Source organism: Phenylobacterium sp. (genome assembly GCF_030679875.1).
Taxonomy (GTDB): domain Bacteria; phylum Pseudomonadota; class Alphaproteobacteria; order Caulobacterales; family Caulobacteraceae; genus Phenylobacterium.
In genome coordinates, this window is record NZ_JAUXSP010000015.1 from 243,921 (window position 1) to 262,544 (window position 18,624).

18 protein-coding genes are annotated in these 18,624 nt (G+C 67.3%); 6 read left to right on the forward strand and 12 right to left on the reverse strand.

All coding sequences use genetic code 11. The features are described 5' to 3' along the window. Nucleotides 1–2: 2 nt before the first annotated feature. Nucleotides 3–2,114 (reverse strand): PQQ-dependent dehydrogenase, methanol/ethanol family, encoded by a 2,112-nt coding sequence (locus tag Q8K84_RS09255; protein WP_305282357.1) that lies wholly within the window; start codon nucleotides 2,112–2,114, stop codon nucleotides 3–5. 82 nt (nucleotides 2,115–2,196) lie between these two features. Next, a complete protein-coding gene (locus Q8K84_RS09260; RefSeq protein WP_305282358.1) occupies nucleotides 2,197–2,850 on the reverse strand; it encodes a hypothetical protein in 654 nt (217 codons plus the stop codon). A gap of 177 nt (nucleotides 2,851–3,027) precedes the next feature. Here Q8K84_RS09260 and Q8K84_RS09265 point away from each other — a divergent pair, with 177 nt between their 5' ends. Further along, entirely contained in the window at nucleotides 3,028–4,521 is a 1,494-nt protein-coding gene (locus Q8K84_RS09265) for a sigma-54 dependent transcriptional regulator (protein WP_305282359.1), read from the forward strand. A 78-nt stretch (nucleotides 4,522–4,599) separates the two neighbouring features. Here Q8K84_RS09265 and Q8K84_RS09270 read toward each other — a convergent pair whose 3' ends face one another. The 4 genes from Q8K84_RS09270 to ykgO all read right to left on the reverse strand — a co-directional run bounded on the left by Q8K84_RS09270 (nucleotide 4,600) and on the right by ykgO (nucleotide 6,007). Next, nucleotides 4,600–4,914 carry a hypothetical protein gene (locus Q8K84_RS09270; protein WP_305282360.1) on the reverse strand — a complete coding sequence of 105 codons (315 nt, stop codon included), beginning with the start codon at nucleotides 4,912–4,914 and terminating at the stop codon, nucleotides 4,600–4,602. After that, a complete protein-coding gene (locus Q8K84_RS09275) occupies nucleotides 4,911–5,177 on the reverse strand; it encodes a DUF2312 domain-containing protein (protein ID WP_300572905.1) in 267 nt (88 codons plus the stop codon). Before Q8K84_RS09275 ends, Q8K84_RS09270 begins: the two co-directional genes overlap by 4 nt. 83 nt (nucleotides 5,178–5,260) lie before the next feature. Further along, complete coding sequence (locus Q8K84_RS09280; RefSeq protein ID WP_305282361.1) at nucleotides 5,261–5,863, reverse strand: HAD family phosphatase; 603 nt, start codon at nucleotides 5,861–5,863, stop codon at nucleotides 5,261–5,263. Between the two features lie 18 nt (nucleotides 5,864–5,881). After that, on the reverse strand, nucleotides 5,882–6,007 hold the full coding sequence (gene ykgO, locus Q8K84_RS09285) for a type B 50S ribosomal protein L36 (protein WP_056023006.1): 126 nt from the start codon (nucleotides 6,005–6,007) through the stop codon (nucleotides 5,882–5,884). A gap of 218 nt (nucleotides 6,008–6,225) precedes the next feature. On the opposite strand from ykgO, the gene Q8K84_RS09290 reads away from it, so the two are divergent. Next, nucleotides 6,226–7,041, forward strand: a complete 816-nt coding sequence (locus Q8K84_RS09290) for an SDR family NAD(P)-dependent oxidoreductase (protein WP_305282362.1) — start codon at nucleotides 6,226–6,228, stop codon at nucleotides 7,039–7,041. A gap of 14 nt (nucleotides 7,042–7,055) precedes the next feature. Here Q8K84_RS09290 and Q8K84_RS09295 read toward each other — a convergent pair whose 3' ends face one another. From Q8K84_RS09295 to Q8K84_RS09315, 5 genes are read right to left on the reverse strand one after another with little or no spacing between them, the layout of a single operon-like run. Continuing rightward, the gene (locus Q8K84_RS09295; RefSeq protein WP_305282363.1) at nucleotides 7,056–8,078 is read right to left on the reverse strand and encodes an FAD:protein FMN transferase; all 1,023 of its coding nucleotides are present in this window, start codon (nucleotides 8,076–8,078) and stop codon (nucleotides 7,056–7,058) included. Between the two features lie 5 nt (nucleotides 8,079–8,083). Next, nucleotides 8,084–8,902, reverse strand: coding sequence for a DUF4198 domain-containing protein (locus tag Q8K84_RS09300; protein WP_305282364.1), 819 nt, complete (start codon nucleotides 8,900–8,902; stop codon nucleotides 8,084–8,086). A gap of 30 nt (nucleotides 8,903–8,932) precedes the next feature. Then, nucleotides 8,933–9,448, reverse strand: a complete 516-nt coding sequence (locus Q8K84_RS09305) for a DUF2271 domain-containing protein (RefSeq protein ID WP_305282365.1) — start codon at nucleotides 9,446–9,448, stop codon at nucleotides 8,933–8,935. Between the two features lie 14 nt (nucleotides 9,449–9,462). After that, nucleotides 9,463–10,149 (reverse strand): PepSY-associated TM helix domain-containing protein, encoded by a 687-nt coding sequence (locus Q8K84_RS09310; protein ID WP_305282366.1) that lies wholly within the window; start codon nucleotides 10,147–10,149, stop codon nucleotides 9,463–9,465. After that, nucleotides 10,136–12,286 carry a TonB-dependent receptor domain-containing protein gene (locus Q8K84_RS09315; RefSeq protein WP_305282367.1) on the reverse strand — a complete coding sequence of 717 codons (2,151 nt, stop codon included), beginning with the start codon at nucleotides 12,284–12,286 and terminating at the stop codon, nucleotides 10,136–10,138. The genes Q8K84_RS09310 and Q8K84_RS09315 overlap by 14 nt, the downstream gene beginning before the upstream one ends. A gap of 268 nt (nucleotides 12,287–12,554) precedes the next feature. Here Q8K84_RS09315 and Q8K84_RS09320 point away from each other — a divergent pair, with 268 nt between their 5' ends. After that, nucleotides 12,555–13,832: a lytic murein transglycosylase gene (locus Q8K84_RS09320; protein ID WP_305282368.1), complete on the forward strand. Its 1,278-nt coding sequence runs from the start codon at nucleotides 12,555–12,557 to the stop codon at nucleotides 13,830–13,832. A gap of 38 nt (nucleotides 13,833–13,870) precedes the next feature. Here the strand turns inward: Q8K84_RS09320 and Q8K84_RS09325 are convergent, their stop codons facing one another. Next, nucleotides 13,871–15,199, reverse strand: a complete 1,329-nt coding sequence (locus Q8K84_RS09325; RefSeq protein ID WP_305282369.1) for an MFS transporter — start codon at nucleotides 15,197–15,199, stop codon at nucleotides 13,871–13,873. Nucleotides 15,200–15,311: 112 nt separating this feature from the next. Here Q8K84_RS09325 and motA point away from each other — a divergent pair, with 112 nt between their 5' ends. The 3 genes from motA (at nucleotide 15,312) to mnmD (ending at nucleotide 18,585) form a co-directional block, all read left to right on the forward strand. After that, nucleotides 15,312–16,181 carry a flagellar motor stator protein MotA gene (gene motA / locus Q8K84_RS09330; RefSeq protein WP_305282370.1) on the forward strand — a complete coding sequence of 290 codons (870 nt, stop codon included), beginning with the start codon at nucleotides 15,312–15,314 and terminating at the stop codon, nucleotides 16,179–16,181. A 203-nt stretch (nucleotides 16,182–16,384) separates the two neighbouring features. Next, entirely contained in the window at nucleotides 16,385–16,663 is a 279-nt protein-coding gene (locus Q8K84_RS09335) for a hypothetical protein (protein WP_305282371.1), read from the forward strand. A 107-nt stretch (nucleotides 16,664–16,770) separates the two neighbouring features. Continuing rightward, the gene (gene mnmD / locus Q8K84_RS09340) at nucleotides 16,771–18,585 is read left to right on the forward strand and encodes a tRNA (5-methylaminomethyl-2-thiouridine)(34)-methyltransferase MnmD (protein ID WP_305282372.1); all 1,815 of its coding nucleotides are present in this window, start codon (nucleotides 16,771–16,773) and stop codon (nucleotides 18,583–18,585) included. Nucleotides 18,586–18,624: the final 39 nt, after the last annotated feature.

The following is an 18,624-nucleotide window of genomic DNA, read 5'->3' on the forward strand; positions in this document are numbered from 1 at the left end:
GCCTACCTGGACGCGGCCTGGATAGGCGTCGGGGTTGCGCCCTTGCGCGCCTCCGTCAGCACATAGGCGCGGATGTTCTCGGCCTCGGCGGCGGAAAGGAAGCGGGAGAAACTGGCCATGCCCCGCGGGGCCAGGGCCCCGTCGAGCACCACCGACGACCAGTTTTCCGCTGACAGCAGCATCTGGGATCGCTTCAGATCGGGCAGATACCGGCCCGAAGCGTTGGACCCGTGGCAGACCTGGCAATACTGCTGGAAGCTCTCAAAGCCCGCCTTGGCGCTCCCCCTTGAGCTGACTCCCGTCAGGTCCAGGGGCTGGATCTCCGGCAGGTCATAGGCTGGCGCGGTCGCCGCGCCCCCAAGCTTGAAGACCAGCAGCCGGCCGGGAAGACGCGAACGATCCGGCAACAGGGCGGGCGAAGATAAAGCTCCGGCGCCCCCATAGCCGACCATCAGGGCCACATACTGCTCGCCATTGATCTCATAGGTCGAGGGCGGGGCGATGACCCCGTTCACCGTCTCATAGGACCACAGCTTGGCGCCGGTGGCCGCGTCATAGGCCGAGAAGGTCCCCTCGGCGGCGCCCTGGAAGACCAGGCCCCCGGCCGTGGTCATGACGCCGGCGTTCCAGAAGAACGGATGCTCGACGGTCCAGCGGGCCTTCTGGGCCACCGGGTCCCAGGCGATCAGCTGCCCCTTCACCATCGCCTTCAATCCGGCCATCTGGGCGGCGTCATCGGGAAGGGCGTTGGCCAGGAAGTCTGTGCCGATGTTCCAGGCGCCGGGCTGGTGGCGATATTTGGGGTCATCCCCATAGGCGAAGGGCACCACCTGGGCGGGGATATAGACCAGCCCCGTCTGCGGATTGAACGCCATGGGATGCCAGTTGTGGGCCCCGAACGGCGCGGGGATCTGCAGCGTTGGCGCGTCGCGATAGCGGGCGCCCGGCGCCTCAATGGGCCGCCCAGTGGCCTTGTCGACACCGGTGGCCCAGGTGATCGGCACATAGGCCTCGGCCGAGATCAGCTCGCCGGTGGCGCGGTCCAGCACATAGAAGAAGCCGTTCTTGGGGGCCTGCATCAGGACCTGACGCGACTGGCCCTCAATGGTCAGGTCCGACAGGATGATGTGCTGCGTGGCCGTATAGTCCCAGCTCTCGCCGGGCGTGGTCTGATAGTGCCAGACGTATTGGCCGGTGTCGGGCTTGAGCGCCAGGATCGAGGAGACGAACAGGTTGTCGCCCTTTCCGTCCGAGCGCTTCTCGTGGTTCCAGGGCGTACCATTGCCGACCCCCACATAGAGCAGGTCGAGCTTGGGGTCGTAGGCCATGGCGTCCCAGACCGTGGCCCCGCCGCCGGTGGCCTTCCAGCCCTCGCCAAACCAGGTGCCGGCCGCCTTCTCCGCCAGGATGGCGTCCGAGGCCGCACCGTCCGGCTGGCCATCGGGATTGGGGGCTGTGAAAAAGCGCCAGACCAGGGCGCCGGTCTCCGCGTCGAAAGCCGACAGATAGCCGCGCACGCCATATTCAGCGCCGCCATTGCCGATCAGCACCTTGCCCTTGATGACCCGCGGGGCGCCGGTGATGGTGTAGGGCTTGGCGGTATCTGTGGTCTGCACTGACCAGGCCTCGGCGCCGGTGGCCGCGTCCAGGGCGATCAGCCGGCCATCGAGGGCGCCGACAAAGACCTTGCCGCCCCAGACCGCGACCCCGCGATTGACCACGTCGCAGCAGGCGTCGAAGGCCTTCTCTCCGGCCACCTTGGGGTCATAGGACCATTTCAGCGCGCCGGTGGCCGCATCGAAGGCATAGACCTTTGACCAGGCCGTGGTGGTGTAGAGCATCCCGTCCTTGACGATGGGCGTGGCCTCCTGACCGCGATCAGTGTCGAACTCGTAGGACCAGGCGAGTCCGAGTTCGCCCACCGACTCGGTGTTGATCTGGGTAAGCGGGCTGAACCGCTGCTCGGAATAGGACCGGCCATAGGAGAGCCACTCGGCATTGGTCTCGGCGGCCTCCAGGCGCGCCTGATCGACGTCCTTGGAGCCTGCGGCCTCCTGGCAGGCGCTGAGCAGGGTGGCGCAGGCGAGCGCGATCAGGGTGAACTTGAGTTGCATGGCGGCCCTCCCCGGCCCGGCCGCGTGCCCGGCCCTTGAGCGCCACTATGGCCACCTCTGGCCCAGAGGCAAATCCCCCGCCTCAGCCAGCCGGTGGGCGGACGGGACGGTCGGCGAAGGCCGCCATCAGGGTCACGACGAGAAAGGCGACGATCGCCGAGACGCCCATCCCCACCGGATCACCATCGGCCGGCAGCAGCATGGCGACGATCTGCAGGGCGACCAGGAAACCAATGAAGGCCGGCGCGGCGACGAGGCCGAGCCCCTGCCGGCCACGGCTCCAGGCCCAGGCGGCGCCGGCCATGGCGATCAGACCGATCTCCACCGCCTGCTCGGGCACAGGATAGTCCCACAGCCCCAGCCCAACCTTGGGTCCGCCGAACCACAGGGCGAGATCAGGCCGGTGGACCAGAAAATCCAGCAGCCAGTGGGAGAAGACCACCGCACCAACCATCATCGCAGCGGCCCAGGGCAGCCGCAGGACAAGCCTTGCAGCCAGGCCGCCCAACACGGACCAAGCCGCCGCCGCGGGCAGGGAATGGGTATAGGGCATGTGCTCGAGGACCAGGGCGCTGCCGGGCAGGTCCGGATCGACCGAGACCCGCTCGACGCCTGTGATGATCAGCGCGCCCCACGCGACATCCACCAGCTGGGCGGCGAGGACGTAGACCCATAATGGCCCGCGGGGTTCGATCGCCTTGGCGGCGATGGCGGCGGCATAGTGGCCCACGAACATGACAAGTCCCTCCCCAGGGAGGTTCATCAAGGGCCCCGACGGCGCCACGGTCAAGCCTTGGCCGTTAACCCCTGACTCAGGTCTGGGAAACCCCGCCTTTACCGGCGACCTGTATCAATCCGCGACAAGTGAGCCCCACCCGGAGAGGTGGGCGTCCGGTACAGGTGGTGTCTTCCAATGACCAAGATGGTCCTTGTCGTCGATGATGATCCAACCCAGCGCAGGCTGATCCAGGCTGTTCTGGAACGGGAGGGCTTCGCCGTCGCCCATGCCGAATCCGGCGATGCGGCGATGTCCCACCTGATGGCCGGGGCCAGGGTCGACCTGATCCTGCTGGATCTCGTCATGCCCAGGCTCTCGGGCCAGGACACCCTGAAGGAGATGCGCGCCCGCGGCTTCCATCAGCCGGTGATCGTGGTGACAGCCCAAGGCAGTATCGACACCGTCGTCCAGGCCATGCAGGCCGGGGCCTGTGACTTCTTCGTCAAGCCGGCCAGCCCGGAACGGATCATCGTCTCCATCCGCAACGCCCTCTCCATGGGCGAGCTGCGGGGCGAGGTGGACCGCCTGAAGAAGCACAAGACCGGTCGCTTCACCTTCGCAGACATGGTCGGGGCCTCTGCGCCCATGACGCTCGTCAAGCGGATGGGGGAGCGGGCGGCCAAGTCGACCATTCCCATCCTGATCACCGGCGAGAGCGGCGTCGGCAAGGAAGTCATCGCCCGGGCTCTTCACGGCTCGTCTGACCGGGCGGGCAAGCCCTTCGTGGCGGTCAACTGCGGCGCCCTGCCGGAAAATTTGGTGGAATCCATCCTGTTCGGCCACGAAAAGGGCAGCTTCACCGGGGCCACCGACAAGCATCTGGGCAAGTTCCTGGAAGCCAGCGGCGGCACCCTGTTCCTGGATGAGGTGGGCGAGCTTCCCCTGGACATCCAGGTCAAGCTGCTGCGCGCCCTGCAGGAGAGCGAAATCGATCCCGTCGGCGCCAAGCGTTCGGTGAAGGTCGATGTGCGCATCGTCTCGGCCACCAACCGCGACCTGTCCCAGGCTGTCGCCGAGGGCCGGTTCCGCGAGGACCTGTTCTACCGCCTCAACGTCTTCCCGATCGAGGCGCCTTCCCTGCGCACGCGCAAGGACGACATCCCGGCCCTGGTCGACCACTTCGTCCGCCGCTTCAATGTGGAGGAGGGAAAGAAGGTCGTCGGCTGCGCGCCCGAGACCCTGCAGCACCTGCTGGACCACGACTGGCCCGGCAATGTCCGGCAGCTGGAGAATGCGGTCTATCGGGCCATCGTCCTGTCGGACTCGCCCTATCTGCAGCCCTTCGACTTCCCGGCCATCTCCGGTGTCGTGGCCCCGCCCCCCGAAGCCGCGCCCGCCCCTGCGCCCCTGGCGACATCGGCCATTTCGCCGCAAGCCGCCCGGGAGCTGATGGCGGAACTGCCCAAGGACGCCCCGGTGCGGATCCTGGATGATCGCGGCCATCTGCGGACGCTCGAGGACATCGAGCGCGACCTGATCCAACTGGCGATCGAGATCTATGCCGGCCACATGAGCGAGGTCGCCCGGCGCCTGGGCATCGGCCGCTCCACCCTCTATCGCAAGGTCCGCGAACAGGGCCTGGACGGGGTGATCAGCGGGTCCGAGGACAGCGAGACTGAGGCGGCCTGAGGCGGGTCCAGAAATCCAGAGGCGCAAGGCCCCGGATGACGGTGTGGGGTGGCGGCCGCGCCGGCGTCTCGGGCGCCGCTATTCCTCCGCCTCGCGCGGTTTGCGGCTGAAGCCCCGGCGGGCCATCTGGGGCTTCTCACCCTTGGCCTTGGCCGAGATTTCCTTGAGCTTCCGGTGCTGCAGGGCCGACAGCGCCTGGCCCGGCGCACCCTTTTCGGGGTCGCCAAAGGCCCGGCCATAGGTGTTCACCCGATCCTCCACCGATCCCAGGAACTCGCCCTCCCATTCGGAGAGCTCAACGCCGGTTCGTGCGGCCTCACGCTGAACGCGCTTGAGCGCATTCAGCGCGGCCCGCTTGGCCTGGGCCCTCGGGTCTGGCGGTTTGCGCTTCAAATCTCTCCGAGCGCCGAGAGATAGAGGTCGAGGATCGCCTCTTCCTCCTGCCGCTTGGCGCGGTCCTGTTTGCGCAGGCGGACCACCTTGCGCAGCACCTTGACGTCGAAGCCGTTGCCCTTGGCCTCGGCGAAGACTTCCTTGATCTGCTCGGCCACCTCGGACTTTTCCAGCTCCAGGCGCTCGATGCGCTCGATGATGCTCTTCAGCTGCCCCTGGGCGGTGGTGTTGAGAATGTCGATGTGGGCGCTGTCGTCAGCCATGGGAAAAGCGTCTTCCGAGTCGAGGGTGGTTTGAAGCGGCGGACCCTACCGCGCATCGGCGACGAACGAAATCCGTCTGAGGCCTAGAGGAGCCCGTGGGCCTCCAGCGCGGGGCGCAGGGCGGCAGGGTCGGTGAAGTGATGGGTCTGCAGGCCAAAGGCCTTCGCCGCGGCGATATTGGTCGCGCTGTCGTCCACGAACAGGATGTCGCCCGGCGCATGGCCGAACCGCGCGCAGGCGATGGCGTAGATGCGCGGATCGGGCTTGATCAGCTTTTCTTCCGCCGAAACCACATAGCCTTCCAGGCGGGCGAAGGCCGGGCTCATGGCGATGACCCCGTCAAAGACCTCGTGGGACATGTTGGTCAGGCCAAACTGCGGCACGCCCCGGGCATGCAGCGCCTCAATGGCGGCCTCGGTCTCGGGGATGGTTCCGGAGAACATCTCCCACCACCGGGTCTCCCAGGCGAGGATCTCAGCCTCGTACTCAGGGAAGCGTTCAACCAGGGCCTTGCGGTTCTCCGCGAAGGTGACGCCCAGGTCGTGGTTCACATGCCAGATCATGGTGCAGACATGCGAAAGGAACCGGTCCAGATCGGCCGGCTCCTGAAAAATCTTCGCATAGAGCGTCTTCGGGTCCCAGCGGACCACGACATTGCCGATATCCCAGAGGACCGCCTGGGCCATCTCCGGGGACCGGCGCGCCTAGCCTTGCTTGGCTTTAAAGCGCGGGTCCGTCTTGTTGATGACGTAGACCACGCCCTTGCGGCGAACGAGCTTGCAGTCGCGGTGACGCGTCTTCAGCGACTTCAGCGAGCTTCTGACCTTCATGAGCTTGTCTTCGCGCGTCGCCGCGCGCCGTCTTCCAGAGGGTTACCAACAGAGCCGGCGCATATACGGGCCACGCCTGACGGAGTCAACGGGGACTGGGCCAGGAAGCTGGCCTAGTCCCGGCCGGCCCCCGGTCTGGTCCCGGTCTGGCTTGCAGCGCCGGGCCAAAGGCGCGAGGCTTCACCCATAAGAAAAAAGTCATGGGAGGATCATTCATTATGTCTGCGACCATTAATCCGAACGGAACCCTCAAGGGCAAGACCGCGCTGGTCACCGGCGCCAGCCGGGGCATTGGCGAGGCCATCGCCGCGCGTCTGGCCATGGAGGGCGCCCGGGTCGTCGTCTCGGCCCGCACAGCCCAGGAGGGTGAGAGCCGCCTGCCCGGCACGCTGGCCCACACGGTCGAGCGCTTGAAAGCGGCCGGCGCCGAGGCCGTCCTGGTCAAGGCTGACCTGGCCCAGGCGTCCGAGCGCGAGCGGCTGGTGGAGGAGGCAGAGGCCGCCTTCGGCCCCATCGACATCCTGATCAACAACGCCGCCATCACCTATTTCATGCCGGTCCAGGACTTCACCGAAAAGCGCTTCAAGCTGATGATGGAAGTGCAGGTCTATGCGCCCTTCCACCTGGCCCAGCTGGTCATGCCCGGCATGCGCCAGAAGGGCTGGGGCTCCATCGTCAACATATCCTCGCCAGCCGGCATCCATCCCAAGCAACCCTATTCCGGCGGCCGTGGCGGCACGGTCTATGGTCTGTGCAAAGCGGCTCTGGAGCGGTTCACCACCGGTCTCGCCTCGGAGGTCCAAGGGGACGGCATTGCAGTCAATGTGGTCTCGCCGGGCCTGGTGGACACCCCGGGCGTCGCCGTCCACGGCCTGATCAATGACCAGACCAGGGACCGGGTGCAGCCCATCGAGTTCATCGCCGAGGCGGTCTATCAGCTGGCCAAGGCCGATGCGAAATCCATGACCGGCCGGGTCGACTATGCCGAGCCGCTGCTCAAGGAGCTGGGGATCAAGCCGTCCGAACTGGTCTGAGCGCCCCTTAGATCCTAGTCGTCGAGAAGGGCCTGGAAAGCCGGCGAAAGCCGCTCTTCCAGGCCCTTTTTCGTATGGATGAGAAACCGCGCCGGGACCTCGTGCGCGGCGCAGAGCGCCAGGCCCTGCTCAGCCTCCAGCACCGAAAGCAGGGTGCACCAGGCGTCGGCGACCATGGCCTCGCGGTGGAGGACGCTGACGCAGGCCACGCCGCTCTCACTGGGCCGACCCGTGCGGGGGTCCAGGGTGTGGTTGAGCCTCTGGCTCTCGTGGATCATGTAGCGACGATAGTCGCCCGAGGTGGCCACCGACATGCCGCACAGGGCCAGCAGAACGGGCCCCTGCCCGTCGACCTCGCCCGGCAGTCTTTCCAGAGCGGCCCACCAGGGCTGACCGTCGGGCTTGAGGCCTTCGCCTCGCAGTTCGCCCCCCACCTCCAGCAGGAAGTGGCGCACCCCGAGGCGCAGCAGCGCCCGAGCGGCCAGGTCGACCCCAAATCCCTTGGCGATCCCCGACAGGTCCAGGGCCAGGCCCCCCGGCTGGCGTAGGCGACGTCCATCGGCGTCAAACTCCAGCCGCCGCCAGCCTGCCTGCGCCAGCGCCAGGCCGATCAGCTCCGGGGGCGGCGGGGCGACGACCGGGCCAGGCGGGCCAAACCCCCAGAGGTCCGTCAATCGCCCCAGGGTGGGGTCGAAGGCGCCCTCCCCCAGGGCTGCGACCTCCAGGGCGCAGGCCATGACGTCGGCGAAACCTTCGGGCAGGCTCACCCACGCGCCCGCCGGGGCGCGGTTGAAGGCGCTGATGTGGGACGATGGGTCCCAGGTGCTCATCTCGCCGACGACAGCGTCCAGCCTGCCCTGGACCGTGCGCGCCAGGGCTTCTGGCCCCAGCCCCGGCAGGGTGACGGCCTTCAGCGTCCAGGTCACGCCCATGGACAGGCCAGAGGCCTCGACATCGAGGCCCCCCGGCGGGGGCGAAAGGGCGTCTGGCAGGCTCAGGGGAACGGCGACCCGGGCGCCAGGGAACGGAGCTGGCAAGCGCCCTATTCCGGCAGCACTTCCAGGGTCCCCACATAGATCGCCATGCGCTCAGCGCCGGCGATCGGGCTCTTGCCGCCGCGCATCTCGGCCTCCATCCAGTACATGCCGGGCTCTGGCCAGGTAATCTCCAGCAGGCCCTCGGCATTGGTGGTCAGGTTCATCTCCGCGACGTCATTCCGATAGCGTCCGCCGCCACGGATCACGGCGACCTCGACGCCCGGGGCGGGCTCCCCATCCAGCAGCAGGCGGAACTGGGCGGTCTCCCCGGCGAACAGGTCATTGGGGTGGGTGATCGGCGCGAGCTCCAGGCCCTCGCCCGTGGGCTTGAGCGACTCGGTGGTCGGCTCGCCGGCGGTGGCGAAGGTCTCGATGCGGCGCTGCGAATGGGTGATCTTGACCTCGGTGGCGTCGGCTGGGATCGCGGCGGCCAGTTCCGCAGCCGGCCCGCGCCAACGCTTCTGTTCGCCGCCCAGCCTGTAGGACGCCATCACGCCGTCACCGACGCTGGCGATGCGGTAGGTGCCCGGCTTGGAGAGCTGGATATCGAAGGTGCTGCGGTACTTGCCGGTGGCCGCGTTCTGATGCGGCACGGCCGCGCCGTCTGGTCCGGTGATGACCAGGCCCTCCAGACGCATGGGGACATGTTCGAAGATGAACAGGTCGTTGGACACCGCGGCGTCCACGGTGATCCAGGGGTCATTGCCCGACATCACCGTCATGGAGGGCAACATCCACTGCCGGTGCGCCTGGGCCGCCATGGGGGCGGCGAGCATGGCGGTGAGCGCCGCAGCGGCGCAAAGGGGGCGAAGCAGAGTCTTCATGGCGCGTCTCTCCGGTCTCAGAAAATGGGGTCAGGGCTTCAGGGCGAGAGTCACAGCGCCAAGCTCGGACTGGCCCTTGGCCTGGCCTGTGGCGGGGGCCTTGGGAGGCCACTGGAAGGGAATGCGGACCATTTCGCGGCCGCCGACTTCGCGAGAGGCTTCAACCACGAGGTTGTACTGACCGGCGGGAAGGCTTCCGAGCGGCGCCTGGCCGCCGACGAACTTCAGCTGGCGCCGGCCCGGCGCCTTGGTGGCGCCGCTGACGCCGTCGGCGGGCAGGGTCATGGTCCGTCCGGCCCGACGCCACCACTGGCGCATGTCCTTGAGCCAGGTCTCGCCTTCGCGGTTCTTGAGCTTGATGTCGTACCAGACCGCCAGGGTCTTCACGGCGGTCTGGTCGGGCTTCTCCACCCAGATGGCCACATAGGGGTTGTGATACTCGGCCACCGAAAGGCGCGGAATCTCGATGCTGAGACTCAACTCGGCCGCGGCGGCCGGCGAAACCATCAGGCCGGTGAGAACGGCGGCGGAAGCAAGACGGCGCATAGGGTCGGGTCCGTTCAGTGAATGAAGAGCAGGGCGAGCAGCAGGGGAATGATCAGACCCGCCCCCACCAGCGGCCAGGTGGAACGGCGGGCATGGGCGTGCAGCTGCAGCAGGATCAGGCCGGTGAGGCAGAACACCACACAGCCGATGGCGAAGAGGTCGAGGAACCACATCCAGGCCACGCCGGTGTTGCGGCCCTTGTGCAGGTCGTTGAGGTAGGCGACCACGCCCCTGTCAGTGCGCTCATAGATGGCTTCGCCTGCGACGGTGTCGAGGGTCAGCCAGGCGTCGCCGCCAGGGTGCGGCAGGGCCAGGTAGAGCTCCCCAGCCGACCATTCCGGCTCGGTCGTCGCCGGCACGCGCACCTGTAGCGCCTCGCCGATCCAGGCTCGAACCGGCTGTGGCAAGGCCGCCTCTTCAGCCTCAGCCGCCTGCACCAGGGGCAGCAGTTTCGCCGGCAGCTCTGCGGTCCGCTCCGTCACCCGTGGATTGGCGGGAATGGCGCCGGCGTGATTGAGCGTAATGCCCGTAATGGCGAACAGCAGCATGCCGATCAGGCAGATGGCCGCGCTGATCCAGTGCCAGCGCATGATCTGACGCAGGAAGCCTGCCCGCCGCTGGGCCTTGCGCCTGGCGCGCGCCCGGGCTTCGGCGGCGTCATGCCCCGCCGCCGAAACACCCAGCCGTTCAGAAGTCGACATTCACCGAAACCCAGAGCCGCCGGGGCTCCTGCTGGATGGCGTACTCGCCGGCATAGGCCGTCGCCGCACCGTTGGCGTAGGGCAGGTAGTTCAGGAAATCCTGGTCGAACAGGTTGTAGATGCTGGCGTTGACCCGGACGTTTTCGACCACCTGATAGCTGCCGCCCAGGTGGAAGAGGGCGTAGCCCTTGTAGTCCCCCAGCGCGGTCTGGGCCGCGCCAGCGCCGCGATAGCGCTCGGAGCGCACCTCGGTCCGCACCCAGGCGTTCACCTTCTCGCTGGCGCGCCAGCGGAGAGCCCCGTTCAACATATGCTCAGGGGTGTTGACCAGCGGCTGACCGGCGGACGGGCCGCTCTTCTGCTCGCTGTCGGTGTAGGTATAGTTGGCCGAGACGCTCCAGGCTTCGCTCAGGGCGTAGCGTCCCGCGACTTCGACGCCCCGGGTCACGGCCTGATCGATATTGACCGTCTGGCCATAGAGGTCGACCCGCGGGAAGGCGCCATAGTCCACACAGCCAGGCCGGTTGGGACTGCCGGCGAAGGAACAGTTGGCCAGGCCCGGCCCCGAAGCGATCTTGTCCTCGAACTCGCTGTTGAAGACGGTCAGATTGGCGTTGAAGCCCGCGCGATTGTCGAAATAGACGCCGATCTCCGCCGTCGTGCTGGTCTCCGGCTTCAGGGTCGGGGTGCCGATGGTCGGTACCGTGCCCTGAGCCGTGAAGCCGGTGATGCCGGAGGCGATCTGGTCCAGACGCGGGGTCTTGAAGCCTCGGCTCACCCCGCCCTTGATCGTCCAGAGGTCGCTGGCCGTCCAGACGAGATAGGCCCGCGGGCTGGTCTGGCCGCCGAACTTGGAGTGGTCGTCATGGCGGACGCCGAGGGTGACGGCCAGATTGTCCAGCAGCCGCCACTCGTTCTCGGCGAAGACAGCCCACTGGGTATGCTCATAGGTGTCGACGGCCACGCCGTCGACCATCTCGGCCTCCCACCACTGCCCGCCCACCGTGAAGGCGTGAGCCCCCATCTCGGTGGCCAGACGCGTATTGAAGATCGTGTTGGTGGCCTCGAGCGCCCGGGGGCCACCGGCCGTCCGGCCCGGGGTGCCCGGAGGAATGGTCCGGCCGATCGTCGTGGTCATGTTGCGGACCAGGTCGGAGGTGATCAGGCCGATGGGCGAGCGCCAGTCATGGGCCAGACCATACTGTTCCCGCTCGAACCGCAGCTCTGGGCCGTAGCCCCCCTGGATGGTCCCAGTGCCCAGTTGGCTCTCGGTATTGTCATAGGATTGCTCGGCCACATCGATGTCGAGCCACAGGTCGTGGTTCGTGGCGGGCGCGAAACTCAGCCGCCCGCCCAGGGTCCAGATGTCGGCCTCGACGGGGCTCGGCCCGCGCTTGGAAATGTTCACCGGCTGGCCGTTGGCGTCCACATAGGAGAGGTCTGAGGCCTCGCGCCTGAAGACGCCGCCCCGCAGGGCCAAGCCCAGAACGTCAGCCACCAGCGGCCCGTCCACATAAGCCTCTGCGCCATAGCTGGCCCCGAACTGGTCGTCGCTCTGCAGCGTACCCTGCACGGTCCCTGCCGCCCGCCAGCGCTCCCCGATGCGCCGGGTGATGATGTTGACCACCCCGCCCATGGCGTCTGACCCGTAGAGCGTCGACATCGGCCCACGCACCACCTCGATCCGCTCGATGGCCGAGGTGGGGGGCATGAAGCTGGTGGAGGTCTCGCCAAAGCCGTTGGGGGTCACATTGCCCGCCGCGTTCTGGCGGCGCCCATCGACCAGCACCAGCGTGTAGTCGCTGGGCATGCCGCGGATCGAGATGTTCAGCCCGCCGGTCTTGCCGACGCCATCGCCAACATCGACGCCTTCCACATCAGCCAGGGCCTCAGCCAGGCTCGAAAACCGCTTGGTCTGCAGAGCCTCGCGGGTGATCACACTCACAGACGCCGGGGCGTCGACAATCTTTCGCTCAAAGGCTGAGGCCGTGACCACGAGCTGATCCACCTCAACCACATCAGCGCCCTGGTCAGTGGCGCTGGGAGCCTGGGCGCTCGCAGCGCCGGCGCAAAGGCTGAGGCCGAAGGCCGTGGCGAAAAGGCTGCGGCGAAGCGCGCCGCCCTGGAAACCGGACATAGAGACGTAACCCCCAACTTGCGAATGTCTCGCACTAGCAAGCGGCGGGCCGGGCCGCAACATATTTGCGACTAATTCTTATTCGAAGATTCTTGTTCTTTTTAGTGAAGAGGAACTCAATGGCCGAAGACGCATTTCTCCTTCAGCCAGATGGGTCGTGATCCCCCGTCGGCGCCAAAGCCCCGGGCCTTCAGAGGTCCGGGGCTTTTCATTGCCGCAAGGCCGCATGGCGATTGAGGCGGCAAGCCAGGAGCCCTATGGTTCGATGATGGATCGACGCTCCTTCCTTGTACTTCTTGTGGCCGGCTGCGCCGACCCGGCGACAGGCTTGACGCCCCAGCTGGCCCTCGGCCCTGCGGCGCCGACGCCGCACAATCCGGAACCCGTGATCAACCTGGCCACCTCCGGGAGCCCGACCTTCGACGCCTGGCTACGAAGCTTCTACATCAAGGCGGTTCGCGCGGGCCTGCCTTCAGATCTGCTCGACCGGGAGTTGGCAGGTCTCACCCCCAACGACCGTATTTCGGCCCTGGACTCACGCCAGCCGGAGTTCTCCCGGCCGGTCAGCGACTATATCCGCGGCGTGGTGAGCGATGACCGCATCGCCATCGGCCGCCGCCGTCGCGACGCCCTGCCAGCCCTGAGCCGGATTGAGTCCCAGTATGGAGTCCCCCGGGATGTCCTGGTCGCCATCTGGGGCCTGGAGTCGGGCTTTGGCGCCATCCTCGGGGATTTTGACGTCATCCGCGCCATGGCGACCCTGGCCGCCGATGGCCGGCGGCGAGAATTCGCCGAAGAGCAGCTCATGGCGGCGCTCAAGATTATCGGCTCCGGAGAGTTCCCACGCTCCCGCCTCGTGGGCTCCTGGGCCGGCGCCATGGGCCAGACCCAGTTCATCCCCACCACCTTTCTGGCCACCGCCATTGACGGGGATGGGGATGGACGACGGGACCTTTGGGGCTCGTCAGCCGACGCCCTGGCCTCGGCCGCCAACCTGCTGGCCAAGGCGGGCTGGCGTCGAGGCGAGAGCTGGCATCGTGAAGTCACTGCGCCACCCGGTTTCGACTACGCCCTGACTGAAGGCCCGCGGGAGATACCTAGCTGGTGGGCGGAACGAGGGGTTCGCGCCGCAGATGGCCGCCCCTTCTCGATGGCCGACCAGCAGGCGCCGGCCGAGTTGATTGCGCCCTCCGGCGCCGGGGGCCCGTTGTTCCTGGCCTTCCCCAACCACTTCATGATCCGTCGCTACAACAACTCGACCGCCTATGCTCTGGGCGTCGGCCTGCTGGCGCAGCGCCTGGGCGGCGAGGGCCAGCTGGTCCGCGACTGGCCCCAGGAAACCCCCCTCGCCCTCACCGATCGCAGCGACGCCCAGCGAGCCCTGGCCCGCCTTGGTTTTGACCCCGGCGCGCCGGACGGCATTGTTGGAATCAACACGCGCAAGGCGCTGAGAGAATATCAGGCAAGCCGTGGCCTGGTCGCCGACGGCTATCTGTCGCTGGAGATGGTCCGGCGTCTGCGGGCCGACAGCATCGGTCAGCCCTAGATTTCCAGAAGCCGCAGGCCGGCGACGGCGACAGCGCCCTACTGGCCGGACTCGTCCCGGCGATCCAAGGTGGCCATCGCAGCGTCGGCCCGGGTCGCAGGCTTGGGATCTGCGTTGCGCAGCTGGGGGCTGCGGAAGGCGTAGTAGAACAAGCCGGCCATGATCGCGGCGTTCAGGGCGAACGGCGCCCAGGGGATCAGCTGGTAGAGCAGGACGAAGAACGGCGCCAAGACCACATTGACCCCGTTGACCGCGGCGATGGCGCCGGCCACCCGGGCCTGTTCGCCCATGTTCACCGCCAGGGATGAGCCCGCCGTGAAGCCTGGACGGGCGAAGCCGAAGCCCAGGCTTGAGATGGCGTAGCCCGCCACCACCGACCAGTAGTCAGGCGAAAAGGCGACGATCACATTGCCCAGGGCCGCGACCGCCACCCCCCAGCGCAGAAGCTGCCGCGGGGTCATCTCGAACATGCGGATGATGCCCCATTGGGCGAGCAGGCCGGCCATGGCGCCGAACATCATGGCGATGGCGATGAAGCCCTGGGCCGCGGCCGGCGACAGGGCCAGCTTGTCGATGATCAGGAACCCCAGAGTCTGACCCTGGGCTGTCTGGCAGGCGGCGACCAGGAAGCCATAGATCAGAAAGGGCGTGATCCGCGGGTCTCGCCACATGGGGGTTTCCTTGACCCCTGGATTGGCCTTGCGGGTCTCGGCTTCCGCGACGGTGCGCGCCCTGGTCTCCCCGGCGAATGGGCTTTCCGGCAGATAGCGATAGACCACGAACAGCATCGCCGCCGCGATCAGGGCGAAGCCGAACAGCGGGCCCGACAACCCCAGGAAGGGCAGGATCAGAAGCGGAGCCAGGAAGGGACCGATAACCGTGCCGAGGCCAAAGGCGCCGGCCAGACTGGACATGGCCTGGGTGCGCTTCTCCGGTGCGGTATGCTCGGCCACATAGGCCTGGGTCGCCGGGTTCGACGCGGCGCCAAACAGGCCAAACAGCGCGCGGGCGAACAGGAAGAAGACAAAGATCACCATCGGTGTGGCCCAATGGCGAAGGCCTGCGTTCACCACCAGCCCGCAGCAGACCATGGAGACCATGAAGCCGGTCAGGCCGACCAGCATCAGGGGCTTGCGCCCATAGCGGTCAGAGGCCCGCGCCCAGAAGGGCGAGGAAAAGGCCCAGAGCAGGGCTGAGAGAGAGAAGACAGCCGCCACCAGCGGGTCGGGAATACCGATTGAGCGACCAATGGCCGGCAGAACCGAGATCAGTCCCGTATTGCCCATGGCCGTAGCCAGGGAGACCCCGAAGATGATCGCGAACGATCGCTTGGGCAGCACCACAGGCAGGGGGGAGGACACCGTCATCTGACCGCTGTTAATGCGGCGGGCTCACCCAGGCAATTGCGATCGCCGCTCACCGGGCATTAAGCATTAACCCCGATGCTCCCGCAGGATTAGTCGGGGACCCTTCGTCGTCATGTTTCAGATCATCGGCATCGTTCTGCTGTTCGCCATGGTGTTCGGCAGCTACATCCTCGCCGGCGGGAAGATGGGCATCATCCTGTACTCCCTACCCTATGAACTGATGGCGATCCTCGGCGCCGCAGTGGCCGCCTTCCTGATCGCCAACTCCATGGGGGTCATCAAGGCGGTGATGGGGGGCTTCGCCAAGGCCTTCGCCGGACCGAAATGGAAGGCGTCTGACTATCGCGACCTGCTGTCGCTGCTCTTTCTGCTCACCAAGACGATGAAATCCAAGGGTGTCATCGCCCTGGAAAGCCACATTGAGAACCCCGGCGAGAGCACGATCTTCTCGCGCTATCCGAGGATTACCAAGGACCACTTCGCCGTCGACTTCATCTGCGACACCCTGCGGATGATGACCATGAACCTGGAAGACCCCCACCAGGTCGAGGATGCGATGGAGAAGCAGCTCGAAAAGCACCACCATGAAGCGCTGGCGCCAGCGCACGCCCTGCAGACCATGGCCGACGGCCTGCCCGCCCTGGGCATTGTCGCCGCCGTGCTGGGGGTCATCAAGACCATGGGTTCGATCACGGAGCCGCCGGAAGTCCTGGGCGGCATGATCGGCGGCGCTCTTGTGGGCACCTTCCTGGGGGTGTTCCTGGCCTATGGACTGGTGGGGCCGATTTCCTCACGCCTGACCGCGGTCGTTGAGGAGGAGTCATCCTTCTACAAGATCATCCAGTCGGTCCTCGTCGCCCATCTGCACGGTAACGCCGCCCAGATTTCGGTGGAGATCGGCCGCGGCAATGTCCCGTCCGCTGCACAGCCGAGCTTCCTTGAGCTGGAAGAAGCCCTGTCAGCCATCCCGGCAGAATCCTGATTTCCGGGGCGACGCCCTTGAAAACATTGGCTCGGTGGGGCGCGGGGAAAAAAGTGATCACGGCGGCGTGATTTGGCGCTTGCTCCGAAGGCGAACACCGGCATATTCCTGCACTGCGCAGCGATGCTGAAGCTTTTGGCCTCCGGGCCCGTAGCGGCAGCCGCGCCAGGCGCAATCAACCTCCATTCCAGGGGACCAGGGACATGACCTCCGAAATTCTTCGCAAGCTGCTCGTGGCCGGCGCCGCCGTCGCCGCCCTCTCCGTCGCCGCCTGCGGCCAGCCCGCCGAAACCGCCGACGAAGCCGCCGCTGAAGCCACCACTGAAGCCGCGACCGCCGAAGCCGCCGCCGACACGGCCGTTGACGCCGCCGCGACCGCCGACGCCGCTGCTGACGCCGCTGGTGAAGCCGCTGCCGACGCCGCCATGGCGCCTGCCGCTGACGCCACGGTCGCAGCCCCGGCTGAAGCCCCGGCTCAATAAGCCATTCGCGAACGCCTCGGCGTTTTCGATGAAGGGCCGTCCTCCGGGGCGGCCCTTTTGCTTTGCGCGCTGTTGCCAGCCGCACCCGCGCGGCGCCATTGGTCCTGATGACCGCGCCGTCCCCTGACAAGCCCCACGCCGGATCCCCGCTCATCCTGGACGCCCAGGGCCAGCCGCGCTCGCGGCTCTACGGCGATGTCTACTTTTCTGTCGAAGATGGACTGGCCGAAGCCCGGACTGTCTTTCTCCAGGGTTGCGGCTTGCCCGACCGATGGGCCGGGCGGCGCGCCTTCACGGTCGGCGAACTCGGCTTTGGTTCGGGACTCAATGTTCTGGCCCTGCTGGACCTCTGGCGGCGGACTGGCCCCCCAGCGGGGCGTCTGCAGATATTCACCGTTGAGGCCCACCCGATTGAGGCCGTCGAGGCCGCTGAGATCCTGGCGGCATGGCCGGAACTCGCCGATCTGACCGCCCTGCTGACGGCTCGGTGGCCCGGTCGCCGCCGCGGCTTTCATCGGGTCGATCTGCCGGAGCTGAAAGCGACATTGGACGTAGCGGTGATGCCCGCCGATGTGGCCTTGAGCGCCTGGACCGGCCAGGCCGACGCCTGGTTCCTGGATGGCTTCTCGCCCGCTCTGAACCCCGACATGTGGCGCGATGACATTCTGGCGCAGGTGGCGGCGAGGACCGCACCAGGGGGGCGGCTGGCCACCTTCACCGTGGCGGGGGGCGTACGGCGGGGTCTCCAGGCGGCTGGGCTAGAGGTCGCAAAACGGCCCGGGCACGGACGCAAGCGCGAACGACTGGAAGCCTGGCGACCGGACGTCGTGGTCACGGAGCCCCCCGCGCCCCGGGTGGCGATCATCGGCGCAGGGGTCGCTGGAGCCGCCATGTCGCGGGCCCTGCGGCGCCTGGGGGCCGAGGTCGAGGTCCTCGATGCGCAGGGCCCTGGCGCCGGGGCCTCCGGCAATCCGGCGGCTCTGGTGACGCCCCGCCTGGATGGCGCCCTTGGTCCCCTGGCTGGACTGTTCGCCCAGGCGCTGGATCGGGCAGGCCAGCTCTACGCCCAGATCCCTGGCGCCGTTCTAGACGAGGGCGTTCTCCAGCTCGCCCATCAGCCCCGGGACCCCGCAAGGTTCGAGAAGATTGCCGGGTCCGACCTCTTTGAGCGAGACGACCTGCATCTGGCTGAACCCCGTGAGGCTTCAGACTGGGCCGGCGAACCCGTGGGCGAGGGATTAAAGCAGATGCGCGCCCAGGTGGTTCGGCCGGCCGCGATCCTGGAGGCTTGGCTTGGCCCGGTTCGCAGAGTGACGTGCGCCAGCCTTCAACCGATCGACGGCGGCTGGAGGGTCATGGGCCCTGAGGGCGACACCCTCTGGACCGGGGATGCGGTGGTGGTTTGCGCAGGCCAGGGCGCCGCGCGCCTGACGCCCGACCTTCCTCTGGCGCCCGTTCGCGGGCAGATTTCAGTGGTCGGGGGCCTCAGCGCCCGCGCGATGGCCTGGGGCGGCTATGTAGCGACCGCGCCGGAGGGCCTGGTGTTTGGCGCCACCCATGACCGGGACGAGATCCTCGATGACGTCCGGTCGGCCGACCACCAGCGCAATCTTCAGGTCCTGGCGCAGACCCTCCCGTCTCTGGCCGCCGCGGCCCAGGCGCAGCCGGTGTCAGGGCGCGCCTCTGTGCGGGCGGTGACCCCTGACCGGCTACCCGTGGCCGGGCCCGTCGGACCGGCAGGGCTGTACGTTCTATCGGGGCTCGGGTCCCGTGGCTTTTGCCTGGCGCCCTTGCTGGCCGAGCACGTCGCCGCTGAAATGACCCGATCAGCCTCGCCTCTGCCTGCCGAGATGGCGGGTCTGGTTGATCCCGACCGCTTTCGGCGCCGCGCTCTGCGGCGGGGTGCGGGCCGGCCTGATTGAGGCCATGATCTCCGCTCAATCTTGATGCGATCTGGGAAG